The sequence below is a fragment of the Nocardioides aquaticus genome (genome assembly GCF_018459925.1).
GTDB lineage: Bacteria > Actinomycetota > Actinomycetes > Propionibacteriales > Nocardioidaceae > Nocardioides > Nocardioides aquaticus.
The window spans coordinates 3,191,612-3,211,627 of the sequence record NZ_CP075371.1 but is presented as its reverse complement, the minus strand read 5'-3'; the positions used below and the strand labels follow the sequence as shown (position 1 = coordinate 3,211,627).

Annotated in this window: 22 protein-coding genes; 12 read left to right on the top strand and 10 right to left on the bottom strand. The window is 74.0% G+C overall.

Features of this window, described 5'->3' with window-relative positions; genetic code table 11:
- Positions 1-29: 29 nt before the first annotated feature.
- From ENKNEFLB_RS15560 to ENKNEFLB_RS15540, 5 genes are all read right to left on the bottom strand, one after another.
- The gene (locus tag ENKNEFLB_RS15560; protein WP_214056235.1) at positions 30-569 is read right to left on the bottom strand and encodes a GNAT family N-acetyltransferase; all 540 of its coding nucleotides are present in this window, start codon (positions 567-569) and stop codon (positions 30-32) included.
- A gap of 133 nt (positions 570-702) precedes the next feature.
- Positions 703-1,677 carry a sigma-70 family RNA polymerase sigma factor gene (locus ENKNEFLB_RS15555; protein ID WP_214056234.1) on the bottom strand — a complete coding sequence of 325 codons (975 nt, stop codon included), beginning with the start codon at positions 1,675-1,677 and terminating at the stop codon, positions 703-705.
- Between the two features lie 251 nt (positions 1,678-1,928).
- Positions 1,929-4,091: a S9 family peptidase gene (locus ENKNEFLB_RS15550; protein WP_214056233.1), complete on the bottom strand. Its 2,163-nt coding sequence runs from the start codon at positions 4,089-4,091 to the stop codon at positions 1,929-1,931.
- A 45-nt stretch (positions 4,092-4,136) separates the two neighbouring features.
- Positions 4,137-5,147 (bottom strand): GNAT family N-acetyltransferase, encoded by a 1,011-nt coding sequence (locus tag ENKNEFLB_RS15545; RefSeq protein ID WP_214056232.1) that lies wholly within the window; start codon positions 5,145-5,147, stop codon positions 4,137-4,139.
- 9 nt (positions 5,148-5,156) lie between these two features.
- Complete coding sequence (locus tag ENKNEFLB_RS15540; RefSeq protein WP_214056231.1) at positions 5,157-6,572, bottom strand: DNA polymerase IV; 1,416 nt, start codon at positions 6,570-6,572, stop codon at positions 5,157-5,159.
- A 132-nt stretch (positions 6,573-6,704) separates the two neighbouring features.
- Here ENKNEFLB_RS15540 and ENKNEFLB_RS15535 point away from each other — a divergent pair, with 132 nt between their 5' ends.
- Together ENKNEFLB_RS15535 and ENKNEFLB_RS15530 are read left to right on the top strand one after the other, a co-directional pair.
- Positions 6,705-7,742, top strand: coding sequence for a DUF4192 domain-containing protein (locus tag ENKNEFLB_RS15535; RefSeq protein ID WP_214056230.1), 1,038 nt, complete (start codon positions 6,705-6,707; stop codon positions 7,740-7,742).
- A 36-nt stretch (positions 7,743-7,778) separates the two neighbouring features.
- Positions 7,779-9,251 (top strand): glutamate-cysteine ligase family protein, encoded by a 1,473-nt coding sequence (locus tag ENKNEFLB_RS15530; RefSeq protein WP_214056229.1) that lies wholly within the window; start codon positions 7,779-7,781, stop codon positions 9,249-9,251.
- A gap of 55 nt (positions 9,252-9,306) precedes the next feature.
- Here ENKNEFLB_RS15530 and ENKNEFLB_RS15525 read toward each other — a convergent pair whose 3' ends face one another.
- Positions 9,307-9,825, bottom strand: a complete 519-nt coding sequence (locus ENKNEFLB_RS15525) for a hypothetical protein (protein WP_246535582.1) — start codon at positions 9,823-9,825, stop codon at positions 9,307-9,309.
- An 88-nt stretch (positions 9,826-9,913) separates the two neighbouring features.
- On the opposite strand from ENKNEFLB_RS15525, the gene ENKNEFLB_RS15520 reads away from it, so the two are divergent.
- The 9 genes from ENKNEFLB_RS15520 (at position 9,914) to ENKNEFLB_RS15485 (ending at position 16,412) form a co-directional block, all read left to right on the top strand.
- On the top strand, positions 9,914-10,282 hold the full coding sequence (locus tag ENKNEFLB_RS15520; RefSeq protein WP_214056228.1) for a universal stress protein: 369 nt from the start codon (positions 9,914-9,916) through the stop codon (positions 10,280-10,282).
- 71 nt (positions 10,283-10,353) lie between these two features.
- Positions 10,354-10,845 carry a thiol peroxidase gene (tpx, locus tag ENKNEFLB_RS15515; RefSeq protein ID WP_214056227.1) on the top strand — a complete coding sequence of 164 codons (492 nt, stop codon included), beginning with the start codon at positions 10,354-10,356 and terminating at the stop codon, positions 10,843-10,845.
- A 50-nt stretch (positions 10,846-10,895) separates the two neighbouring features.
- Positions 10,896-11,474 (top strand): HhH-GPD-type base excision DNA repair protein, encoded by a 579-nt coding sequence (locus tag ENKNEFLB_RS15510; RefSeq protein WP_214056226.1) that lies wholly within the window; start codon positions 10,896-10,898, stop codon positions 11,472-11,474.
- Between the two features lie 340 nt (positions 11,475-11,814).
- The gene (locus ENKNEFLB_RS15505; RefSeq protein WP_246536030.1) at positions 11,815-13,176 is read left to right on the top strand and encodes an RNA polymerase sigma factor; all 1,362 of its coding nucleotides are present in this window, start codon (positions 11,815-11,817) and stop codon (positions 13,174-13,176) included.
- 197 nt (positions 13,177-13,373) lie between these two features.
- Positions 13,374-13,583 (top strand): hypothetical protein, encoded by a 210-nt coding sequence (locus ENKNEFLB_RS15500; protein ID WP_214056224.1) that lies wholly within the window; start codon positions 13,374-13,376, stop codon positions 13,581-13,583.
- A 99-nt stretch (positions 13,584-13,682) separates the two neighbouring features.
- Positions 13,683-13,874 (top strand): hypothetical protein, encoded by a 192-nt coding sequence (locus tag ENKNEFLB_RS15495; protein ID WP_214056223.1) that lies wholly within the window; start codon positions 13,683-13,685, stop codon positions 13,872-13,874.
- Between the two features lie 62 nt (positions 13,875-13,936).
- On the top strand, positions 13,937-14,062 hold the full coding sequence (locus ENKNEFLB_RS22935; protein ID WP_275955897.1) for a hypothetical protein: 126 nt from the start codon (positions 13,937-13,939) through the stop codon (positions 14,060-14,062).
- 25 nt (positions 14,063-14,087) lie between these two features.
- The gene (locus ENKNEFLB_RS15490) at positions 14,088-14,285 is read left to right on the top strand and encodes a hypothetical protein (protein WP_214056222.1); all 198 of its coding nucleotides are present in this window, start codon (positions 14,088-14,090) and stop codon (positions 14,283-14,285) included.
- An 87-nt stretch (positions 14,286-14,372) separates the two neighbouring features.
- Positions 14,373-16,412, top strand: coding sequence for an N-acetylmuramoyl-L-alanine amidase (locus ENKNEFLB_RS15485; RefSeq protein WP_214056221.1), 2,040 nt, complete (start codon positions 14,373-14,375; stop codon positions 16,410-16,412).
- Positions 16,413-16,433: 21 nt separating this feature from the next.
- Here the strand turns inward: ENKNEFLB_RS15485 and cynS are convergent, their stop codons facing one another.
- Positions 16,434-16,883, bottom strand: coding sequence for a cyanase (gene cynS, locus ENKNEFLB_RS15480; protein ID WP_246535581.1), 450 nt, complete (start codon positions 16,881-16,883; stop codon positions 16,434-16,436).
- Between the two features lie 245 nt (positions 16,884-17,128).
- On the opposite strand from cynS, the gene ENKNEFLB_RS15475 reads away from it, so the two are divergent.
- Positions 17,129-18,013, top strand: a complete 885-nt coding sequence (locus tag ENKNEFLB_RS15475) for a formate/nitrite transporter family protein (RefSeq protein WP_214056220.1) — start codon at positions 17,129-17,131, stop codon at positions 18,011-18,013.
- 67 nt (positions 18,014-18,080) lie between these two features.
- Here the strand turns inward: ENKNEFLB_RS15475 and ENKNEFLB_RS15470 are convergent, their stop codons facing one another.
- From ENKNEFLB_RS15470 to ENKNEFLB_RS15460, 3 genes are all read right to left on the bottom strand, one after another.
- Complete coding sequence (locus ENKNEFLB_RS15470; protein ID WP_214056219.1) at positions 18,081-18,500, bottom strand: LapA family protein; 420 nt, start codon at positions 18,498-18,500, stop codon at positions 18,081-18,083.
- 76 nt (positions 18,501-18,576) lie between these two features.
- Positions 18,577-19,437: an EamA family transporter gene (locus tag ENKNEFLB_RS15465; RefSeq protein ID WP_214056218.1), complete on the bottom strand. Its 861-nt coding sequence runs from the start codon at positions 19,435-19,437 to the stop codon at positions 18,577-18,579.
- A 106-nt stretch (positions 19,438-19,543) separates the two neighbouring features.
- Positions 19,544-19,768, bottom strand: a complete 225-nt coding sequence (locus ENKNEFLB_RS15460) for a DUF7455 domain-containing protein (RefSeq protein WP_214056217.1) — start codon at positions 19,766-19,768, stop codon at positions 19,544-19,546.
- Between the last annotated feature and the right edge of the window lie 248 nt (positions 19,769-20,016).

Here is a 20,016-nt window from a genome sequence, read left to right as displayed (position 1 = left end):
GCACCGCCGGGGCGCCCGGGGGTGAGGCCTCAGCTCGGCAGGACCTCCCGCGCGTAGCGCGTCTCGGCAAGGTCGAGGGGGACCGGTCCCTCGCGCCGGTCGACGCGGGTCGCGCCGTCGACGCGCCACCCCTGGTGCTCGTAGAAGGCCCGGGCCCGGGTGTTGCTGCTCAGCACCCACAGCGTGGCCGAGCGGACGCCGTCCCGGGTCAGCTGGGCGGCCGCCGCCGCGTCGAGCGCCCGCCCGGCGCCGTGCCGCCAGCGGTCCGGGTCGACGTAGAGCGCCCACAGCTCGGCGGTCCCGGGCGCCGCGTCCGGGTCGCGGGAGGGGCCCACGGAGCAGAAGCCCAGCACCCGGTCGCCGTCGACGGCGACGCAGGTGGTCGCGCCGCCCGCGACGGGGTGGGCGAGGCGCTCGCGCCAGGAGACGGAGCGCTCGGCCACCGAGAGGTCGTCCAGCACCGCGTCCGGCAGCAGTCCGCGGTAGCCCACCTGCCACCCGCGGACGTGCACCCGCGCGATCGCGGCGGCGTCGTCGGGCGCCGCGCGGCGTACGACCGGCTCGTCCATGTCTCGATCGTGCCAGGCCGCCCGCCCCGCGACGGTCCCGGACGCACCACGGCCCCGACCTGGTCTCGGGTCCAGGTCGGGGCCGGGTGCTCGGAGGCGTCGCGCCCGTCTCGGGTCGGGCGCGACGCCGGTCTCAGGCCGCCAGGTCGGGGTCGCCCAGGCGACGCAGCTTCTGCAGCGCCTCCCGCTCGAGCTGGCGCACGCGCTCGGCGGAGATGCCGTGCTTGGTGCCGATGTCGGCCAGCTTGTGCTGGCGTCCGTCGACCAGGCCGTAGCGGGACCGGATGATGTCGGCCGCGCGGTCGTCGAGGTTGCCGACGAGGGCGTTCAGGCGCTCGCGGGCCTCGGTGTCCAGGACCGTCAGGTCCGGCCCGGGGGCCGTCTCCTGGGCCATCAGGTCGCCCAGCGAGGTGTCGCCGTCCTCGTCGACCGGGGTGTCGAGGCTGACGTGCTCACGGCCCCACGCCATCAGGTCGAGGACCCGGTCGACGTCGAGACCGAGCTCCATGGCGATCTCCTGCGGGTCGGGGTCGCGACCCAGCTGGCGCTCCAGGGTACGGCGGGCGCCGCCGACCTGGTTGAGCTCCTCGACGACGTGCACGGGCAGGCGGACGACGCGGGCCTGCTGGGCGATGCCGCGGGTGATGGCCTGGCGAACCCACCACGTGGCGTAGGTCGAGAACTTGTAGCCCTTGGTGTAGTCGAACTTCTCGACCGCCCGGATCAGGCCGGTGTTGCCCTCCTGGATCAGGTCGAGCATCGGCATCTGGGCGCGGCCGTACTTGCGCGCGATGGAGACCACCAGGCGCAGGTTGGCGGTGATGAAGGTCTGGACCGCCTTCTCGCCCTCGGCGGCGAGCCACTCGAGCTCCTCGAGGTTGGCCGACATCGGGGCACCGCCCTTGCGGCGACCCACCCGGCCCTCGTTCAGCAGGGCCTGGGCCATCAGGCCGGCCTCGATGGTCTTGGACAGCTCGACCTCGGTCGCGGCGTCGAGGAGGGGCGTGCGTGCGATCTCGTCGAGGTAGAGCCCGACGGAGTCACGTCCTTCGATCTCGCGCCCTCCAGAGCGTCGTGCCGTGGCGCGGGTGGTGGTGCTGGTCGCCATGCGAACCCCTCCTTCGTCATCTGTCACAACACGGGGGAGTGGCCACCGATTCCCCAGCAGGTCACCCCTGCGGGGTGGGGGTGGCGGAGGGCCGATTCCCTGTTGCCTTCAACTAGAACGACGTCCAGCGAGGCTGCAGAGTTGCGTAGGAGCAGACTTCTCAGAAAACTCTCAGACCACCACGCCCGCCGGGGTGGCGGTCCCCGGCGGGCGGTCTCGGACTCAGCGGTACGCGTGGCACAAGGCGGCGCTCAGACCTCGGCGAGGCCCATCCGGTCCAGGATCCACGCGAGGCTGAAGGCGCGGTCGTGCCAGGCGCGGTAGCGGCCCGAGACCCCGCCGTGCCCGGCCTGCATCTCGCAGCGCAGCAGCACGTCGGCGTCGGCCACCGCCCGCAGCCGGGCCACCCACTTGGCCGGCTCGACGTAGAGCACCCGGGTGTCGTTGAGCGAGGTCTCGGCCAGGATCGCCGGGTAGTGCTGGGCGCGCACGTTCTCGTACGGCGCGTAGGCCGCGATGTCGGCGTAGGCCTGCGGGTCGCCCGTGGGGTCGCCCCACTCGTCGTACTCGGTGACCGTCAGCGGGAGGCTCGCGTCGAGCATGGAGGTGAGGGTGTCCACGAAGGGCACGCCCGCCACCAGCGCGCCGAACGCGTCGGGGGCCTGGTTGGCGACCGCGCCGATCAGCAGCCCGCCGGCCGAGCCGCCCTCGCCGACGAGGTGCTCGACGGTGGTCCAGCCCGTGTCGACGAGGTGGCGGGCGCAGGCGGCGAAGTCGTCGAAGGTGTGCTGCTTGTGGTGCAGCTTGCCCTCGTCGTACCACCGGCGGCCCATCTCGCCGCCGCCGCGCACGTGGGCGATCGCGAAGGCCGCGCCCCGGTCGAGCACGGACAGCCGCGCGACGGAGAAGCCGGGGTCCATCGAGGCCTCGTAGGCGCCGTAGCCGTACAGGTGCAGCGGCACCGGGCCGGCGCCGTCGCGGGCGGGGCTGGCGTCACGGCGCACGACCAGCGAGATCGGGACCTGCTCGCCGTCCGGCGCGGTGGCCCAGAGCCGGTGCTCCTCGTAGTCGTCGGGGTCGAAGTCGCCCAGCACGGGCTGGCGGCGCAGCAGGGTCAGCTCGCGGGTGCGCACGTCGTAGTCGTAGACCGAGGACGGCACGGCCAGGGAGGTGTAGCCCAGCCGGATCACCGGCTGGTCGAAGCCGGGGTTGCTGCCGGCGCCCACGGTGGCCAGCTCGCGGTCGAAGGTGACCAGGTAGTCGTCGGTCGGTCCCGCGGGGCCGAGCTCGATGACGCGCAGCTGCGTCTGGCCGGCGCTGCGCTGCTCGACGACGAGGTGGCCGGCGAACGCGGCGACGTCCTCGAGGCGGACGGCCGGGTCGTGCGGCACCAGCGGGACCCAGTCCTCCGGGGCGGTCGGCGCGATCGGCGCGGTGGCGATCTCGTAGTCGGGGCCGGTGCCGTTGTGGTGGACCAGGAACACGTCCTGCCCGGCGATCACGGCGTGCTCGAGGTGGTGGTCGAGGTCGGCGCGGCGCGGGGTGAACAGCTGCCACCCGGCGGCCTCGTCCTCGGTGTCGAGGAAGCGGTACTCCGAGGTGGTCTTGGAGCCGCTGGCGACCAGCAGGAAGCGCTCGGAGCGGGTCCGGCCGAGACCGGTCCAGAACCGCTCGTCGGTCTCGTGGTGGACCAGCGTGTCGTCGGCCTGGGCGGTGCCGAGCCGGTGCTCCCAGATCTTGTCGGGCCGCCAGGACTCGTCGACCGTGGCGTAGTAGCAGCGCTCCCCGTCCGGGTGCCAGGTGACGCCGCCCATGACGTCGGTGAGCACGTCGTCGCGCAGCGCCTCGCCGGCCAGCTCACGGAAGCGGACGGTGTAGCGCTCGTCGCCGGTGGTGTCGACGGCGTAGGCCAGCAGGGTGTCGTCCGGGCTGATCGAGGACCCGCCGAGCGAGAAGAAGTCGTGGCCCTCGGCGAGCGCGTCGAGGTCGAGGAGCACCTGCTCGCCGGGCAGCGCGGGCTGGTCGGGGGCGGCGTCCTCCGCCGGGCGGGGCGGGGACCAGTCGGCCGGGTCGACGACCGGCACGCGGCACGAGGCGCCGTACTCCCGGCCCTCGAAGGAGCGCCCGTAGTACCAGTGGCCGCGCTTGCGGGTGGGCACCGACAGGTCGGTCTCGCGGGTCCGGGCCTTGATCTCGTCGAAGAGGCGGGCCCGCAGCGGCGCCAGGTGCGCGGTCTGCTCCTGCGTGTAGGCGTTCTCCGCCTCCAGGTGCGCGAGGACCTCCGGGGAGTCCTTGTCGCGCAGCCAGTCGTACTCGTCGACGCGCTCCTGGCCGTGGTGGGTCGTCGTGACGGGACGGGCGGCGGCCCGGGGAGCGGACTGGTGTGCGGACGGGGGTGTGGACGGGTCGGGCATGTCGCGAACCTACTTCCCGGGTCGCACGCCCCGACCGCCCCCGGGTCAGGCGTGCTTGAGGAACTCCGCGGAGACCTCGACCGGGCGGAACCCCATCAGCTCGTTGATCGCGATCATCCACTCGTTGGTCTCGGCGTTCTGCGTGGTGACCCGGCGCAGCTCGGGGTGGTCGGCCTGCACCGCGCGCAGGTTGGCCGTCTTCACCGCCAGGCCGAGGCTCCGACCGCGGTGCTCTCGGTGCACGAAGGTGCCCCACTGCCACGCCGTCGTCGTGCCGTCGGTGGGCACCGACAGCGTGCTCTGGGCCGCCACCGTGCCGTCCGGGGCCAGCGCGACGGTCTCGTAGAGGTCGCGGCCCATCGCGCGCGACGCCGCCAGCCGCTCGTCGAGCCGTTCCGGCGTCATCGTCTCGGCCTCGAAGTCGACCGCGCCGGTCGGGGCGTCGACGGCCAGCAGGCCCATCAGCTCGCCGAGGGACGCCGCCAGCTCGGGCGGCACCTCGTTGACCAGGGTGCGCACCTCGTAGCCCCCGGCCTTGCGGGCAGCCTGCGCGGCCCAGGCGTCGAGGTCGGCGTCGGGGACCGGCAGCGGGGCGTGGCGGACCACCTCGACGTTCGAGAAGGAGTAGCCGAGCCGCTCCAGGAAGCGCCGGTAGCCGTGCGACTCCTGCTCGTCGGCCGGGAGCTTGGTGTCGGTGAGCAGCAGGGTGCGGCCCTCCTCGACCGCCAGCCGCTCCAGCTCGCCGACCAGGGCGGTGCCGACGCCCCGGCGGGCGTGGGCGGGGTCGACCTGGACCTCCAGGTAGGCCTTCTCCAGGTTGTCGAGCAGGAACAGGTAGAGCACGCCCCAGCCGACGACCCGGTCCGGGTCCCCGGGAAGGCGGGCGGCGAGCAGGTAGGACCTCTCCCCGGAGTCGGGGGAGCGCATCGCGCCGAGGAAGTCGGCCAGCGACCACACGGGCGCGTCGGGCCGTCCGAGGCGCAGGGCGCGCTCGGAGACGCCGTGCAGCTGGGCCATCAGGGCGTCGTCGGCCAGGTCGACGGGGCGGATCTCCACCCGCTGAGGCTAGGAGGGAGGGGTCGGTGCTGGCGAGGGGTTTTCCGTCGGGACGGCGGTCGGTGCCTCGGCGGCCGTGGTCTCCCCGTCGGCGGGGTCGAGCGGGTCCGGGCGGGTCCAGTGCCGCAGGGCCGGGTCGTCGACGGCGAAGGAGCGCACCGGGCCCGGCGGGGTCTCCGCGGTCTCGAACCGGACCGTCACCACCCCGCGGCCCGACCCCCAGACCCAGCCCCGGCCGTGGTGGTCGTGCACGACGTCGGCGCCGGGGGCCCACGCGGTGCGGTGTCGCCGCGGGTCCACCGGGACCTCGGTCGGCAGGTCGACGACCTCCTCGTCGACGCCGGTCACCCCGGTACCGCCGAACAGGTCGTCCTGGACCCAGTCGGCCAGCCCCGAGACGCCGACGCCGAGCAGGCGTACGCCGCCGGAGGTGTCGAGGTCGGCCAGCAGGGCCCGGGCGACCCGGGCGACGACGGCCGGGCGGTCGGTGGGGGAGTCGAGGGTGGCCGAGCGGGACAGGGTGGTGAAGTCGTGCAGGCGCACCTTGATCGAGACTGTGCGACCGGACTGCCCGCCGGCGGCCAGGCGGGCGGCCACCTCGCCGGCCTGACGGGTCAGCAGGCCCTCCATCAGCCGCCGGTCGGTCAGGTCGGTCTCGTAGGTGCCCTCCACCGACACCGACTTGGCTTCCCGCTCGGCCACCACGGGCCGGTCGTCCTGGGCCCGGCACAGCTCGTGGAGGGAGGTGCCGTGGGCGCGCCCGACCAGGCGGACGAGCTCCTCGAGGCTGACCCGCTCCAGGTCGGCCACCTGGTGCAGGCCGGCGCGGCGCAGCCGCTCGGTCGTGGCCGGGCCGACGCCGGGGATGACGGAGACGTGCATCGGGCGCAGGAGCTCGGGCTCGGAGCCGGGCGGGACGACGACCAGCCCGTCGGGCTTGTCGAGGTCGCTGGCCACCTTGGCCATGAACTTGGAGGTGGCCAGCCCGACCGAGGCGGTCAGGCCGCCCGTACGGCGGTGCAGCTCGGCGCGCACCTCCTGCGCCACCGCCGTGACGGTGTCGACCTCGAGGTCGGGCAGCCCGGCGGCGGCCAGGTCGACGAACGCCTCGTCGAGCGACAGCGGCTCCACCAGCGGCGAGAGCGAGCGGAGCAGCTCCATCACCACCACGCTGGCCTCCCGGTAGGCCGGGAACCGGCCGGCGAGGTAGGCGGCGTGGGGGCACCGCGAGCGCGCCTCCCGGGTCGACATGGCCGAGCGGACGCCGTGCACGCGCGCCTCGTAGGAGGCGGTGGCCACGACGCCCCGGCCGCCCGTGCCGCCGACCACGACCGGCTTGCCCCGCAACGACGGCTTGTCGCGCTGCTCGACGGCGGCGAAGAAGGCGTCGAGGTCCAGGTGGAGGACCGAGGCCGTGGCGCGCACGTCCGGCACGCTACCCGCCGTACGGGGCCCTCCCGGGCCGCCCCGCGTCCACAGGCGGGGCTCCCGGAGCCGTCCTCCCCAGGCCGGCGCCACCGCCACCCACGGGCGCCCGCGGGTGGTCAGTCTCGTCGCATGCCCCGAGCCCGTGAGACCCCGTCCCTGACCGTGCGCACGCCCGAGGACCTGCTGGCGCTGGCGCCGGTGGTGCTCGGCTTCACCCCGACCGACTCGCTGGTGCTGCTGACCTTCGGGCCGGGCTCGTTCCACGCCCGCGCCGACCTCCCGGCCCGCGGCGACCCGCAGGGCGTCGACGACCTCGTCACGATGCTCCTCGACCCCGTGCGTCACCACGGTGTCTCCCGGGCGGCGGTGCTGCTGTTCACCTCCGACGCGACCCTGGCGCGGTCGGTCGCGGGCGCCCTGGGCAGAGGGCTGAGCAGGGCCCGCGTCGACGTGCTCGACAGCCTCCGGGCGCACCAGGGGTGGTGGTGGCCGGCGCGGGGTCGCCGTCCCGGCGTCCCGGAGTGGGGGGTCCCCTACGACGCCGCGGCCCACCCGTTCGCGGCGCAGGCCGTGGTGGACGGGCGGGTGACGCTGCCGTCGCGGGAGGCCCTGGTCGACACCCTCAAGCCGGTCGCCGCAGCGGTCGACGAGGTCGGGGCGCTGGCGTCCGTGGCTGCGGCGGCCGCCGCGGCACGCGAGCCGGCGTGGGCCTCGGCCGAGCGGAGGTGGGCCGTCGCCCTGGTCCGCGACCACGTCCGGGACCGCACCGTCCCGGAGCCCGCCGCGCTGGCCCGGCTCGTGGTCGGGCTGGGGTCGTTCGCGGTGCGCGACGCCGTCTGGGCGACGACCCCGCCCGCCCAGGCCGCCGAGGCCGCCCGCGACGCCGCCGACCTGTGGACCGAGGTGGTGCGCCGCTGCCCCCGACGGTGGCGGGCCCCTGCGGCGGCGCTGCTGGCGTACGCCGCCTGGAACAGCGGCAACGGGGCGCTGGCATGGTGCGCGATCGACGTGGCCGACGAGGCCGACCCCACCCACACGCTGACCGGGCTGGTGGCGCACCTGCTCACCGCGGCGATCCGGCCCGGTTCCTTCGACCCTGCCGAGGCATTGTCAGCGAGCGTGCCCGACGCGCTCGGCGAGGACCCTCGCGGCGCCTCCGCCGGGTGAGCGCCCCGCGGGCCCCGCCGGGTCTAGGGTCTGGCCATGGGCGCAGAGGTCGACGCACAGGAGTTCACCCGGGCCGACCGCACGCGTCACCGCGAGAAGGTGCGGCGCTGCCTGGACGTCTTCGCCCGGATGCTGCGCGACTCGGTCTTCGACACCGACGACCCGATGGTCGGGCTCGAGGTCGAGCTCAACCTGGTCGACGAGGCCAACGACCCGGCGCTGAAGAACGCCGAGGCGCTGGAGCGGATCGCCGACCCGGCCTGGCAGACCGAGCTGGGCCAGTTCAACATCGAGATCAACGTCGCCCCCGCCCGGCTCCGCGAGGGCGGGCTGGCCGACTTCGAGGCCAACCTGCGACGCAGCCTGAACGACGCCGAGACGAAGTCGGCGGAGATCGGCGCGCACCTGGTGATGATCGGGGTGCTGCCGACCCTGGCCGAGGGGCACATGGGGCCCGGCAGCCTGAGCGGGAACCCCCGCTACCGGCTGCTCAGCGAACAGATCCTCGCCGCACGCGGCGAGGACATCGAGCTGTCGATCCAGGGTCTCCCGCCGGCCTCGGAGCAGGTCGAGACGACCGCCGGGACGATCCTGCCGGAGGCGGCCTGCACCAGCACCCAGCTGCACGTGCAGACCTCGCCCTCGGAGTTCGCCGACTACTGGAACGCCTCCCAGGCCGTGTCGGCCATCCAGCTGGCCCTCGGCGCGAACTCGCCCTACCTGCTGGGCAAGCAGCTGTGGCGCGAGACCCGGATCCCGCTCTTCGAGCAGGCCACCGACACCCGCGCCGAGGAGCTCAAGGTGCAGGGCGTCCGGCCCCGGGTGTGGTTCGGCGAGCGCTGGGTGACCTCGGTCTTCGACCTGTTCGAGGAGAACGTGCGCTACTTCCCGGCGCTGCTGCCGATCACCGACGACGAGGACCCCGTCCAGGTCCTCGAGGGCGGGGGCACGCCCAACCTCAGCGAGCTGCGCCTGCACAACGGCACGGTCTACCGCTGGAACCGGCCGGTCTACGACATCGCGGGCGGGGTGCCGCACCTGCGGGTGGAGAACCGGGTGCTCGCCGCCGGCCCGACGGTGGTCGACACCATGGCCAACGCCGCCTTCTACTTCGGGCTGGTGCGGTCCCTGGCCGAGAGCGAGCGGCCCCTGTGGTCGGCGATGTCGTTCAGCGCCGCGGAGGAGAACTTCCACACCGCCGCGCTGCACGGCATCGACGCGCAGGTGTTCTGGCCCGGCATCGGGCAGGTCCCCGCGACCGAGCTGGTCCTGCGGCGGCTGCTGCCGATGGCCCGGCAGGGGCTGGACGCCTGGGGCGTCCCGGGCGAGGACAGCGACCGGCTGCTCGGCGTGATCGAGGGACGCTGCCTGGCCGGCGTCAACGGCGCCGAGTGGTTCGTGCGGCGGATGGCCGAGCGCGCAGGCCAGGACCGCTACGACGCGCTGCGCGCCGTGACGGGGGAGTACCGCGAGCGGATGCACACCAACGAGCCGGTCCACACCTGGTAGGTGCCCGGGCCCGCCGGTCTGGCCGGACGGGCCGCACGGGTCGCGGCACGCCGGTTCACGGGCGGACCCGGAGCCTGCGCCAGCGCCGGCCCGAGCCGGCGGCGGGCTCCCACCAGCCCGCCCGGGTGACCACGACCAGCGCCAGGGGGTCCGTCCCCAGCTCCGCAGCGGCGGCCCGCGTCGCCGCGCCCCAGGCGGCGTCGACGTCCTGCAGCACCAGGGGTCCGGGCCGGGTGAGCCAGACCAGGGCCGGGGCGGCGGGCAGGTCGGCGGGCAGGTCGGCGGGCAGGTCGGTGGGCAGCGCTCGTACCCGGCGCAGCATCGCCTCCAGCACCTCGACCCGCAGGGCGTGGTCGTCGGCGGGGTCCAGGGCGGGACGCACGGCCTCGGGGCCCCCGGGTCGACCCACGTGCAGCACCGCGGGGAAGCGGCGTCGGGGCTCCGCGTGGAGGTGGGCCAGCACCAGGGCCCGGAGCTGCCGGGCCCTCGCTGCCGCGACCGGGGGCCCGAACGGGCCGACCGGGTCCGGCGGTGCCGGTGCGGCGCCTCGTGTGGTGCCTCGTGTGGTGGACACCCCGTGAGGGTGCCCGAGACGGGCCCGTGGTGCCCGGCGTCCTCCACAGGTGGCGCGACTGGGCGGGTGCGTCGGTACGGTGAGCGGCATGGGAACCGTCGTCGTGGGTTACGTGCCCAACCCGGAGGGGGACGCCGCGCTCGACCGCGCGATCAGCGAGGCCCGCCTGCGTGAGTCCGACCTGCTCGTCGTCGACGTGCGCCGTCGCACCGGTGACGAGGGCGCCGACCTGGCCCCGGCCCGGGAGCGGCTCACGTCCAGCGGGGTCACCTTCGACGTGCGGGAGGGCCCGGGCGGGGTGGACGGGGCGGAGGACCTCGTCGACGTCGCCTCCGCCGCCGACCTGATCGTGATCGGGCTCAAGCGCCGCTCGCCGCTGGGCAAGCTGATCCTGGGCTCCAGCGCCCAGCGGATCCTGCTCGACGCCCCGTGCCCGGTGCTCACCGTCAAGCCGTAGCCCTCGCGCCGACACCGCCCTCCAGCCACCCCGGGGTGCCAAGGAGGGCCCGGGGGGTCAGAATGGGCCGCATGACCTCGACCGCCCTCGGTGGCACCCCCGTCTCGCTCGTCGGCGACCTGCCCTCCCCGGGCACGAAGGCCCCGGCGTACTCCCTGACCGGCGCGGACCTCGGGGAGGTCGTGCGCAGCGACGAGCGACGCACCGTGCTCAACATCTTCCCCAGCGTCGACACCGGCGTGTGCGCGGCCAGCGTCCGCGAGTTCAACGAGCGCGCGGCCGGGCTGCCCGAGACCGACGTGGTGTGCGTCTCGCAGGACCTGCCGTTCGCCCAGGCGCGGTTCTGCGGGTCCGAGGGGCTCGACCGGGTCGTGGCGGCGTCGTCGTTCCGCTCCACCTTCGGCGACGACTACGGCGTGCGCCTCGTCGACGGCGCGTTCGCGGGCCTGCTGGCCCGCGCGGTCGTGGTCCTCGACCGCGACGGCACCGTGCTGCACTCCCAGCTGGTCCCGGAGATCGGCCAGGAGCCGGACTACGACGCCGCGGTCACCGTCCTCGGCTGAACCCCGGGCACGGGCAGCGGGTGCGCCGCCAGGTGAGCAAGAATGAGGCCATGGGCTTCGACATCACCGGTGACCCCGCCGCCGACCGCGTCCTCGACGAGTCGGCGTTCGCGCTGCTCGTCGGGATGATGCTCGACCAGCAGTACCCGATGGAGCACGCCTTCCGCGGTCCCTCGAAGCTGCTCGACCGGCTCGGCTCGCTCGACCCGGCGGCGGTCGCCGCCGCGGATCCCGAGGAGCTCGCGGAGCTGTGCGCCCGGACGCCCGCGATCCACCGGTTCCCGGGCTCGATGGCCGCGCGGCTCCAGGAGCTGGCCCGGGTGGTGGAGCAGGAGTACGACGGCGACGCCGCCGCGATCTGGACCGGGGCGAGCACGGGCCGCGAGCTGCTGAGGCGGGTGCAGGCCCTGCCGGGGTTCGGTGCGCAGAAGGCGAAGATCTTCGTCGCGCTCCTGGCCAAGCAGCTGGACGTGCGCCCTGACGGGTGGGAGGCCGCCGTGGGCGACTACGCCCTCGACGGCTACCGCTCGGTGGCCGACGTGACCGGGTCGGAGTCGCTGCAGAAGGTGCGTGAGCACAAGAAGGAGCAGAAGGCCGCGGCCAAGGCGGCCAAGGCCGGCGGCACCTGACCCGCCGATGTTCGACAACGAACCTGCACAGGCTTCAACGCGCCGCTGGGGTCCCCGTCGTGGTCGGCGTTCCTCCGGTCCCGTGGCATGATGAGACCAGCGGCTCTTGACGACACCGGCCTTTGGTATGCCATGAGACTGCTCCGCCGTACATTGTCTACCAGCATGACGAGAGGTGTTCGTGTCCTCGACCGCGCGCAAGATTCCTGCCGAGGTGCTCTCGCACCCGGCTGTCACGGCCCTCATCGAGCAGGCCTCGCCGGACGGACAGGTCACCCCTGACGACATCCGCCGCGCCAGCGACGAGGCAGCAGTCGAGCCCCGCCACCTGAAGTCGCTGATGGCCCACCTCAGCGGCCTCGGCATCAGCGTCGCGCTGCCGGTCGGCGCCCGCGCCGCCGCCGCGACCGGCACCCGCAAGAGCGCCACCGCCACCGCGAAGGCCCCGGCGGCCGCCGAGGAGGCCTCCGCCGAGAAGGCCCCAGCGAAGAAGGCCGCGCCGGCCAGGAAGGCCGCCGCCAAGAAGGCCGCGCCGGCCAAGAAGACCGCGGCCAAGGCCGTGACCAAGGGCGTCGCGGCGGCGCCGTCGGTCACCGAGGTCGTCCTCGAGCCCGACGTGGCGCCGGTCATCGGCCCCGACGGCAAGAAGATCCTCCCGGACCTGCCCGACGAGCAGTTCGAGAAGGACGTCAAGGTCGACCCGACCATCAAGGAGGACGAGAAGAAGGCCTCCTTCGTCGTCTCCTCCGCCGACGACACCGACGAGCCCGAGCAGCAGGTCATGGTCGCCGGCGCGACCGCCGACCCGGTCAAGGACTACCTCAAGCAGATCGGCAAGGTCCCGCTCCTCAACGCCGAGATGGAGGTCGAGCTCGCCAAGCGCATCGAGGCCGGCCTGTTCTCGGACGAGAAGCTGGCCAAGGGCGGTCGCATCTCCGCCAAGGTCCACGAGGAGCTGGAGTGGATCGCCGAGGACGGGCGCCGCGCCAAGAACCACCTCCTCGAGGCCAACCTGCGGCTCGTGGTCTCCCTGGCCAAGCGCTACACCGGTCGCGGGATGCTCTTCCTCGACCTGATCCAGGAGGGCAACCTCGGCCTGATCCGTGCGGTCGAGAAGTTCGACTACACCAAGGGCTACAAGTTCTCGACCTACGCCACCTGGTGGATCCGCCAGGCGATCACGCGCGCCATGGCCGACCAGGCCCGCACCATCCGGATCCCGGTCCACATGGTCGAGGTCATCAACAAGCTGGCCCGCGTGCAGCGCCAGATGCTCCAGGACCTGGGCCGCGAGCCCACGCCGGAGGAGCTCGCGGTCGAGCTCGACATGACCCCCGAGAAGGTCATCGAGGTCCAGAAGTACGGCCGCGAGCCGATCTCCCTGCACACGCCCCTCGGCGAGGACGGCGACTCCGAGTTCGGTGACCTCATCGAGGACTCCGAGGCGATCGTCCCGGCCGACGCCGTGTCGTTCACCCTGCTCCAGGAGCAGCTCCACGCGGTCCTCGACACGCTCTCCGAGCGTGAGGCCGGTGTGGTGTCGATGCGCTTCGGCCTGACCGACGGCCAGCCCAAGACCCTCGACGAGATCGGCAAGGTCTACGGCGTGACCCGCGAGCGGATCCGCCAGATCGAGTCCAAGACGATGTCGAAGCTGCGCCACCCCAGCCGCTCGCAGGTCCTCCGGGACTACCTCGACTGAGGAACGGCCCGCCGGCGATCACCATGCCGCGGATCGGTGCGAGCATCTCGCACCGGTCCGCGGCATCGTCGTCACCCGCCCTCCCCGGTGCGCGCGCAGCGCTCCTGGTGGTCCCGGCCGGACCTGGTCCACGGGGCAGAGGCGTGTCATGCTCCACCCCCACCCTCACCCGAGGGCGACACGGAGGGGAGACCGTCATGATGGCCACCGTCCTCACCGTCGCCGGCGTGCTGTTCGTGCTCGCGTGCGCCACGGCCTTCCTCGTCCTGGTCGCCCAGGACCTGCGGACCGGCAGGCGAGACCAGGTCGAGCCGCCCGGCCCTGACGCACGGCGCAGCCGGGCGGCCCACGAGCAGTCGGAGGCGCAACGCCGGATCAACAGGGGCGGCGCCGTCGGCGGTCTGTGACCGGCCTTCGAGGATGGCGTGGGACCACGCAGGGAGTCGACCGCCGTGTGAAGGTGATGGCCGGAACGACGTCAGGCCCCCACACGACAGGACAGACCCATGGCGCAGGAGCGCGAGCACGCACCGCCGACCAGCTGCCTGAGCTGCTCAGGTCGCGCGTTCACCGAGGAGGACACCCGCCAGGCCACCAAGTGGGGCGCCGGGTCGCACGTCATGCGGCACTACGTGTGCGACGCGTGCTCGTTCGTGATGACCTACTACCTGAAGAAGTCGCGCGGAAAGGTCGGCTAGGACGAGCCGCTGTCGTCTGGTGGTCCGCATCGGCATGCGCCCGTCGTCGCTAGGCTGACGAGGTGGTCGACGACGAGCTCCCGGCGCGGATGCGCCTGCACGACTTCCTGGGCCGCAACTGGGCGGTCGTGCTGGCGACCGTGCTGCTGACCCTGGTCATGGTCGTTGCCGTGTCCACCTTGTTCTAGGGCCCGTCCCCGTAGGCTCGCCCGCGTGAGCAGCCCCGGCACCCCGCGCCCCCGACCGCGCTGGCGCGTCGCCCTCGGCGTGCTGCTCGTCCTGGCCGGGGTGGCGCTCTTCGTGGCCCTCCAGATCAACAGGGACGGCTCCGAGGGAGCCGGCCTGGACGGCCTGCTCTCGGGGCTCGTGGTGGCGCTCGGTGTCGTCGCCCTGCAGCGCCCCCAGCGCTGAGCACCGGCCGCGGCGCCGGACCCTCGACCGCCACCGGCGCCCGGGTCTAGGGTCGGGCCTCCGGTCCGCACACTCTCGGGAGGTCCGATGCTCGGCTCGCCGCGCTCGCAAGGTCTGCACTCGGCACGACGGCGTACGGCGGTGGGCCTCGGCCTGACCGGCCTCGTCGCCTCCACCCTCGGCGCGGTCACCCTGGCCTCGGCGCCGGGCCCCTCGGCCGCGGCCGGCCCGTCGACGGCCGACTGGGCGGCCTGCGCCGCGCCCGCGCCGTCCCGCCAGGCCGCGTTCGCCCGGGCCGCCGAGGTCAGCGGCGTGCCTGAGGAGGTCCTGCTCGGTGTCTCCTACCTGCAGTCGCGGTGGGACGACCACGGCACGTCGCCCAGCACCTCGGGCGGGTACGGCCCGCTGCACCTCACCGCGGTCGAGTCGACTCCGGCCGCGCTGACCGACCCCGACCCGCTGGGCAAGGGTGAGGGCGGCCCCGAGCCCGGGTCGCGCGAGATGACCACCTCGCGGATGGACGACACCCAGCTGCGCACCCTCGACCGGGCCGCGGACCTGACCGGACTGCCCGCCGACCGGCTCGAGGCCGACGACGTCGCGAACATCTGCGGCGGCGCGGCCCTCCTGGCCGCCGACCAGCGCGCCTCGGGCGTCGAGGCGCGCGACCTCGGCGACTGGTCGGCGGCCGTGGCGGCGTACAGCAGGGCGGCCGACGAGGCCACCGCGCTGCGGTTCGCCCGCGACGTCTTCGCCGTCATCCGCTCGGGCGAGGCGCGGCGCACCAACGACGGCGAGCGCGTGCGGCTGCCGGCCACCGCCGCCCGCGTCGACCCGGCCGCGGTCGCGGCGCTCGACCTGGCCCAGGCCGGCCCGGCGACGGCCGACTGCAACGCCCGGCTGGCCTGCGCCTCGGTCCCGGCGCCGTACGAGCAGTACGGGGAGACGCCGGGCGAGTACGGCAACCACGACCTCGCCGACCGGCCCGAGGACCTCGACCTCGACTACCTCGTCATCCACGACACCGAGGCCACCTGGGACACCACCCTCGACCTGGTCACCGACCCGACGTACGTCTCCTGGCACTACTCCCTGCGCTCCGCCGACGGCCACATCGCCCAGCACGTGCCCGTCGACGACCCCGCCTGGCACGCGGGCAACTGGTACGTGAACATGCACTCGATCGGGCTCGAGCACGAGGGCTTCGCCGCCGAGGGGGCCAGCTGGTACACCGAGAACCTGTACCGGACCTCGGCCCGGCTCGTGCGCCACCTCGGCGAGCGCTACGACATCCCCCTCGACCGCGGCCACGTCATCGGCCACGACCAGGTGCCCGGGACGACGCCGGCCACCGTGCGCGGCATGCACTGGGACCCGGGGCCGTACTGGGACTGGGAGCACTACTTCGACCTGCTCCGCGCCCCGATCGACCAGACCGGTGCCGCGGCCCGCGGGCGCGGGGCCCGCGACGCGAGGGTGGTCACCGTGGCCCCGGGCTTCCGCGGCAACCGCCAGCCGCTGTCCGGCTGCACCGAGAGCGGCGCCTGCCGCCCGCAGGCCACCAACTTCGTGCCGCTCCAGCAGCGGCCCCGCTGGGGCTCGCCGCTGGTGGCCGACGCCGGCCTCCGACCCGACGGCTCGCCGTCGACCACCCAGGTCTCCGACATCGGCGCCCGTGCGACGGCCGGGCACCGCTTCCGGGTCGCCGAGCGCCGCGGCGCCTGGCTCGGTGTCTGGTACCTCGGTGACCTGGCGTGGATGCACAGCCCGCGCAAGGACCCCGTGGTCGTGCCCGACCGGGCCCGGGTCGTGGTGCCCCGCCGCGACGACGTGCCGGTGTACGGCCGCGCGTACCCGGAGGAGTCGGCCTACCCCGCCTCGATCCCGGTCCAGGAGGTCGTCCCGCTGCAGTACACGATGGACCGCGGGCAGGGCTACGTCGTGGCCGACGCGGACCCGGAGACCGACTACTACTACGCCAAGAGCTTCCAGTGCGCGACGACCGTCGACGACTGCACCGAGGTCGAGGGCGCGGACGACTACCTGATGGTGTGGTTCGGGCACCGGATGGCCTATGTGCGCGCCGACGACGTGCGGGTGCGGACGGTGGGCGGCACCCTGCGCTGAGCGGGGCACCAGGTGGTCGGCTCACCAGCGGTAGTCGAGGAACTTCCCGTCGAAGGTGACGACCACCCGGTCGCCGTCCGGGTCGGGGCGCCGCGCGATGTCGACCTGGAAGTTGATCGCGCTCATGATCCCGTCGCCGAACTCCTCGTGGATCAGCGCCTTCAGCGCCGGGCCGTAGACCGCGAGCGCCTCGTGGAAGCGGTACACGGTCGGGTCGGTGGCCACCGCCGGGTCGGCGACACGGGTGGGCTGCTGGCGCAGCGCCTCGGCCACGTCGTCGCCCAGGTCGAGCAGCGCGCAGGCGGCCCGCGCGGTCTCGGCGGGCACGGGGTGCTGCCCGAGCAGCGCGGCCGTCGTCCACACCAGCGGGGTACCGAGGTGGTCGGCCACGGTGGCCCAGGTCAGGCCGTTGCGCACGCGGGCCGCGTCGACGTGCCGGGCGGCGTCCTGCTTGGTCATGATCGGGGTCACGGGTGCTCCTCGTCTCGGGGCGCCGCCGGGAGCCGGCGCCGTCGCGGCCCAGGATGCCCATCCACCGGGCTGTGGGCCAGGGTGGGGCCGGTCCGTGACCCGACCGATGCACGAGCGTGCCCGGAACGCCCCGGGACGTGAGTCCGTGAGGTGGTGGTGACACCGGTCTGCGGCCGGTGTCACCCGGGGGAAACCCGCGGCGGGGAGGGTGGAGGTCCAGCCCGCCCCCGTTCCAAGGAGCCGCCATGTCCTATGTGAAGCCGCCCGACTTCGTGACCGCGATGGTCGACGCGGGGGAGACCAAGGCGTTCATGTCCACCCGGGACACGCTGATCCGGTCCTTCATGGCCGGGGCGGTCCTGGCCCTGGCCGCCGCCTTCGCCGTCACCGTCACCGTGCAGACGGGGGAGCCCCTGCTCGGTGCGGTGCTGTTCCCGGTCGGGTTCTGCCTGCTCTACCTGATGGGCTTCGACCTGCTCACCGGCGTCTTCACGCTGGTCCCGCTGGCGGTGCTCGACAAGCGTCGCGGCGTCACGGTGCGGCTGATGCTGCGCAACTGGGGCTGGGTCTTCGTCGGCAACTTCGCCGGTGCGATGACCGTGGCGGTGCTGATGGCGATCATCTTCACCACCGGCTTCAGCACCTCCCCGGACGCCGTCGGCCAGCAGATCGGCACCATCGGCGAGGCCCGGACCGTCGGGTACGCCGACGCCGGCGCCGCGGGCATGCTCACGCTCTTCGTGCGCGGGGTGCTGTGCAACTGGATGGTCTCGACCGGTGTCGTGGCCGCGATGATGTCGACCAGCGTCCCCGGCAAGGTCATCGCCATGTGGATGCCGATCATGCTGTTCTTCTACATGGGCTTCGAGCACTCCATCGTGAACATGTTCCTGTTCCCCTCGGGCCTGCTGCTCGGCGGCGACTTCTCGGTCGGCGACTACCTGCTCTGGAACGAGATCCCGACCGTCGTCGGCAACCTGGTCGGCGGACTGACCTTCGTGGGCCTCACCCTGTACACCACCCACGCCCGTACGGGCCCGTCGCGGCGGGTGTCCCCGCCCGAGGACGAGGAGCCGGCGGCGCCGACGGCCGGGGCGCGGACGCCGGTGCTCGCCGAGCGCCGGGACTGAGGACCGGTACGACCCACGACGGGCCCGCCACCGCGGCAGCGGTGACGGGCCCGTCGAGCAGGAGCGCTCAGGCCTTGCGGTCGTGCTTCACCCGACGGCGCAGCTGGAAGATCCGCAGGCTGGCGGCGATGCCGGCCAGGAAGAGCCCGGCGACCGCGGCGATCAGCAGGGCCACCGCGACCGGGATCTCGGCCTGCCAGCCCAGGAAGCGCACCGTGGTCGGGTCGGTGTTCTGGGCCACGAAGATGATCAGCAGGATCAGCACGATGCCGAGCGCGATCACGCCGACGTACAGGCCGCCGGCACGGGAGCGGCGCAGCGGGTCGGACTGCTTGTCCGAGCCCTTCGTGGCGGGCGCGCCGCCCTTGCCGGGCTTCGCGGCCTTGCCCGACGTGCCGGGCTGGTCGGCGGCGGGGGCACCGCCGGGCTGCGCGCCGCGGTCGGGTCCGGGGGTCGAACCCGGCGGGGTGGGCGTGGGGTTGCTCATGGTCCAGGTTTACCGCACCCGCCTCCACCCCTCGGTGCACCCACGGGTGGGCGTGGCGCCCCCCACGCCCGCAGGATCACCCCCACGCGACGAAGGTCACGGCCGCGGCGCACAGCAGCAGCCCCACTCCCTGGCCCCGGTGCACCCGTTCACGGAGCAGCAGCGCGGCCAGCAGGACCGTGACCGCGGGGTAGAGCGAGGTCAGCACGCCCGCGACGGCGAGGTAGCCGGCGCGGGCCGACAGCAGGAACAGCAGCGTGCCCGTCACACCGAGGACGCCGCAGACCAGGCCGAGGTACGCCGCGGGCCGCCGCGGCAGCCAGGGCGCGCGCACCCCAGCCGCCACGACCACCACCACGACGGCCGCGACCAGCTGGTTCAGCAGCACCGGCATCAGCCCGGCGTCCTCACCGACCTGCGCCAGGGCCGCGAACAGCGTGCCGAACCCGGCGCCCGCGAGCAGGCCGTCGACGACGGCGGCGCGGGCCGGCGTACCGCTCCCGCCCCGTGCTGCCGGGGCCGGGTCGTCGGCGGGCTCGCGCGAGACCAGCCAGATGCCCGGCGCCGCCAGGACCAGCCCCACCGCGACCAGCAGCCCGGGGCGTTCGCCGAGCCCCAGCCCGGCAGCCACCGGCACCACCGCCGCTCCGACGCCGGAGAGCGGTGCGACCACCCCCATCCGCCCCGAGGACAGGCCGCGGTAGAGGAAGGCGGTCCCGACGCCGTTGCCGACCCCGCCCAGGGCGGCCCACGCCCAGTCGGAGGGCTCCGGGGTGCCGCCGACGACGAGGGCCACGACCAGGACCGTGCCGGCCCCGCCGAGCTGGGACAGCAGGGCCACCGCCCAGGCCGACGCGCGGTGCGAGGCGACGCCGCCGACGAAGTCGGACAGGCCGTAGGTGAGGGCGGCCACGAGGGCCAGGCCGAGGGCGGTCACGGCCGCCGAGCGTACGCAGGACACCCCGGGGCCCGCTGCCCGGAGGACGACGACGGCCCCGGACCAGAGGTCCGGGGCCGTCGAGGGAGTCTGTGGTGGGTGGTGCTCAGCGCTCCGTGTCGGGAGCGGGGGTGCCGTGCAGCTTGTGGGTCTCGTCCACGACGGTCACGGCCACCTCCTTGAGCTTGTCCTCGTGCTCGCGGGCGTGGTGCGCGCAGAACATGAGCTCGCCCCCGGCCTGCAGGGCCACACGAAGGTAGGCCTGCGCACCGCAGCGGTCGCAACGGTCCTCGGCAGTCAGGGGAGCACTGGTAGCAACTGCAGTAGTCACAACGGCCTCATCTCTTGGTCGGTCGGTGCTGTTCACAACGTAGCGAGAGAACCTGTTGTTCCTCAGCCGTTCGTGGCGAACCACACTGTGATCGAACCACGCGGGTGGTGATCCTGAAGGGTGACTGGCCGGGCCACGTCGTCCGGTCGGTCGGTGCTGCGGTGGGGCTGGACTGCTGATCTCGACCTTACTGGGCAGGCGGTACGCGCGGGCAGGCGTGCCGCGCACCGGCCGTGGGCGTGTCGTCG

What these genes read in the sequence shown, in the direction of transcription:
- ENKNEFLB_RS15495 (WP_214056223.1), top strand. Translation starts at nt 13,683, where the DNA reads ATGGCGCAGGAGCGCGAGCACGCACCGCCGACCAGCTGCCTGAGCTGC.
- ENKNEFLB_RS15470 (WP_214056219.1), bottom strand. Translation starts at nt 18,500, where the DNA reads ATGAGCAACCCCACGCCCACCCCGCCGGGTTCGACCCCCGGACCCGAC.
- tpx (WP_214056227.1), top strand. Translation starts at nt 10,354, where the DNA reads ATGACCTCGACCGCCCTCGGTGGCACCCCCGTCTCGCTCGTCGGCGAC.
- ENKNEFLB_RS15500 (WP_214056224.1), top strand. Translation starts at nt 13,374, where the DNA reads ATGATGGCCACCGTCCTCACCGTCGCCGGCGTGCTGTTCGTGCTCGCG.
- ENKNEFLB_RS15535 (WP_214056230.1), top strand. Translation starts at nt 6,705, where the DNA reads ATGCCCCGAGCCCGTGAGACCCCGTCCCTGACCGTGCGCACGCCCGAG.
- ENKNEFLB_RS15555 (WP_214056234.1), bottom strand. Translation starts at nt 1,677, where the DNA reads ATGGCGACCAGCACCACCACCCGCGCCACGGCACGACGCTCTGGAGGG.
- ENKNEFLB_RS15475 (WP_214056220.1), top strand. Translation starts at nt 17,129, where the DNA reads ATGTCCTATGTGAAGCCGCCCGACTTCGTGACCGCGATGGTCGACGCG.
- ENKNEFLB_RS15560 (WP_214056235.1), bottom strand. Translation starts at nt 569, where the DNA reads ATGGACGAGCCGGTCGTACGCCGCGCGGCGCCCGACGACGCCGCCGCG.
- ENKNEFLB_RS15505 (WP_246536030.1), top strand. Translation starts at nt 11,815, where the DNA reads ATGGCCCACCTCAGCGGCCTCGGCATCAGCGTCGCGCTGCCGGTCGGC.
- ENKNEFLB_RS15530 (WP_214056229.1), top strand. Translation starts at nt 7,779, where the DNA reads ATGGGCGCAGAGGTCGACGCACAGGAGTTCACCCGGGCCGACCGCACG.
- ENKNEFLB_RS15510 (WP_214056226.1), top strand. Translation starts at nt 10,896, where the DNA reads ATGGGCTTCGACATCACCGGTGACCCCGCCGCCGACCGCGTCCTCGAC.
- ENKNEFLB_RS15550 (WP_214056233.1), bottom strand. Translation starts at nt 4,091, where the DNA reads ATGCCCGACCCGTCCACACCCCCGTCCGCACACCAGTCCGCTCCCCGG.
- ENKNEFLB_RS15485 (WP_214056221.1), top strand. Translation starts at nt 14,373, where the DNA reads ATGCTCGGCTCGCCGCGCTCGCAAGGTCTGCACTCGGCACGACGGCGT.
- ENKNEFLB_RS15520 (WP_214056228.1), top strand. Translation starts at nt 9,914, where the DNA reads ATGGGAACCGTCGTCGTGGGTTACGTGCCCAACCCGGAGGGGGACGCC.